We start from the raw sequence: 2,138 nt of genomic DNA, 5'->3' as shown, positions 1-2,138 counted from the left end.
GCAAGCGTATTATTCATCGAATAAAGCTGAGAACCATTGACTGCATCGGTAGAATCTTTAGTGATGCTACCATTAGCAAGAGACGTAATCTTGCTGTTTTCTTTTTTCTCTCCATGTTGTGCTACAAAGGCTTGATTATCATTACTCCATAGTAAAGAATCCTGTGCAACGCCCTCTGAAACTTCCTTAATTCGATTATTCACATTCTTGATATTGCTATCAAGACCGACAAAAGCAGAACCAACATCTTTAAACTCAGCCTGATGAGCTTCACCCTTTTCATCAACCTGAGTTAATCTATAGGTTGGTCCTGTAAAAGCACCGTTGTTAAATGTTGCACTACCACCTAAGAACTTAGCAACATCTTGAGAGATGGTGTTAATCTGTCCACCTGTGATCGCATCATGCGAATTATCAGAAATAATACCATCAGCAACATTGTGGAGAGCTGTGGGAGTTTGACTTTTACCACCAAACGTCACACTCGCATAATTAGTAGTGCCATGTTCATCTTTATTCTTATCATAATGAACAACAGCTGAATCTTCGGACTGAAGATCTTTAATCTGGTTGGTAATCTCATTTTTAATATTCGTGAAAGAAGTGCCAACGCCTTCAAAAGCAGATGATACATCCTTATAGGTTTGATCTTCTGCGTTGCCATCAGCATTAATAGTTTTAACCTTAAAACTTGGATCAGACCATTGGCCATTCTCATATTTCGCTCCACCGCCGAAATAAGTCGCAACCTTATCACCCAAAGAATAGAGCTGGTTACCCGTAATAGCATCGGTAGAGCCAGAAGCAATATTGCCATCTAAAATATGGGTAATTTTGCTATCTTTTCTTTCTTTGCTTTCACCATGCTGAGCACTAAAAGCATCGTCAGTCTTGCTCCACAATAAAGAATCTTGTGCAACGCCCTGAGATACTTCCTTAATACGATCATTTACATTCTTGATATTCGTATCAAGACCTGCAAAAGCAGTTCCAACACTGTCAAGAGAACTTTCTGTTACAGAGCCATCTTTAGCAATGGAAGATAATTTATAGGTTGGAGCTTTAAAGATTCCATTGTTAAAGGCTGCATCTCCACCTAAGAATTTGGCTATATCACCACCGATTAGATTAATCTGTCCGCCCGTGATTGCATCGTGCGACTTATCAGCGATACTACCATCAGCACCGCCTCCTAAATACAATGCTAAGGTTTGATTCAACTGATACAACTGATTACCTGTAATCGCTTCTGTCGAACCAGATGAAACATCCCCATCAACTAGATGCGTAAGCTTACTATTGTGCTTATCAGACCCTTTACCATGAAGGGCAACAAATGCTTCATCAACATCACTCCACAACAATGCATTCTGCTCAATGTTATCTGAAAGCTCATGACGAAGCTTCGTGAAAGATCCTGCTTGACAAGACTGTCATTCACTACATTGTTAATCTGATTGTTAATATTCGTGACAGCTTTCGTCATTTCATTATGAAGATTGCTGAAAGATGTACCTACACTCGCAAAGGCTTTTGCTACATCATCATAGCTCTGCTCTTCAACCTTATCCCCATCTTCACTGACAGTATTAACCGTAAAGCTTGGAGCTGTCCATTTGCCTTCTTCATCATAACCAGCGCCGCCTCCTAAATAAGATGCAAGCGCTTCATTTGTTGAATACAGCTGTTTACCAGTAATAGCATCGGTTGAATTTTCAGAAATAGCACCATCTAAAAGAGATGTAATTTTGCTGTTTTCTACTGTTTCTTTACCTTTCTTTTCTGTTTTCTTCGTATGACGGGCTACAAATGCTTGCTCATCATCGTTCCATAATAAAGCATCACCTGCGACGTGTTGCGTAATATTCGTTATACTTTGATTCAGTTCATCGAACTTATTTGTTATATCATTAGTAACTTTATTCTGAACATTCGTGATAGACGTACCAACTCCAGTTAAAGCTTCCGCTACATTAGTATAGTTCTTATCTTCAGAATTACCATTAGCATCAACAGTTTTAAGTGTGAAATGAGGATCTTTCCATGCACCATCTTTATAACTAGCTCCACCACCTAAGTAAGTAGCAATCTTATCATTTGTCTCGAAAAGCTGTGAACCATTAACGGCTTCTGTTGAA

Annotated in this window: 2 pseudogenes; both read right to left on the bottom strand. The window is 39.1% G+C overall.

Going from position 1 to position 2,138, the window contains the following annotated elements:
• Positions 1-1,364, bottom strand: a pseudogene (locus HWX04_RS08855) (hypothetical protein); the annotation flags it as partial.
• Positions 1,280-2,138, bottom strand: a pseudogene (locus HWX04_RS08850) (hypothetical protein); the annotation flags it as partial. The pseudogenes HWX04_RS08855 and HWX04_RS08850, both read right to left, overlap by 85 nt.

This window comes from Bartonella gabonensis, from assembly GCF_903679515.1.
Classification (GTDB): domain Bacteria; phylum Pseudomonadota; class Alphaproteobacteria; order Rhizobiales; family Rhizobiaceae; genus Bartonella; species Bartonella gabonensis.
This window is presented reverse-complemented; position numbering and strand designations above follow the sequence as displayed.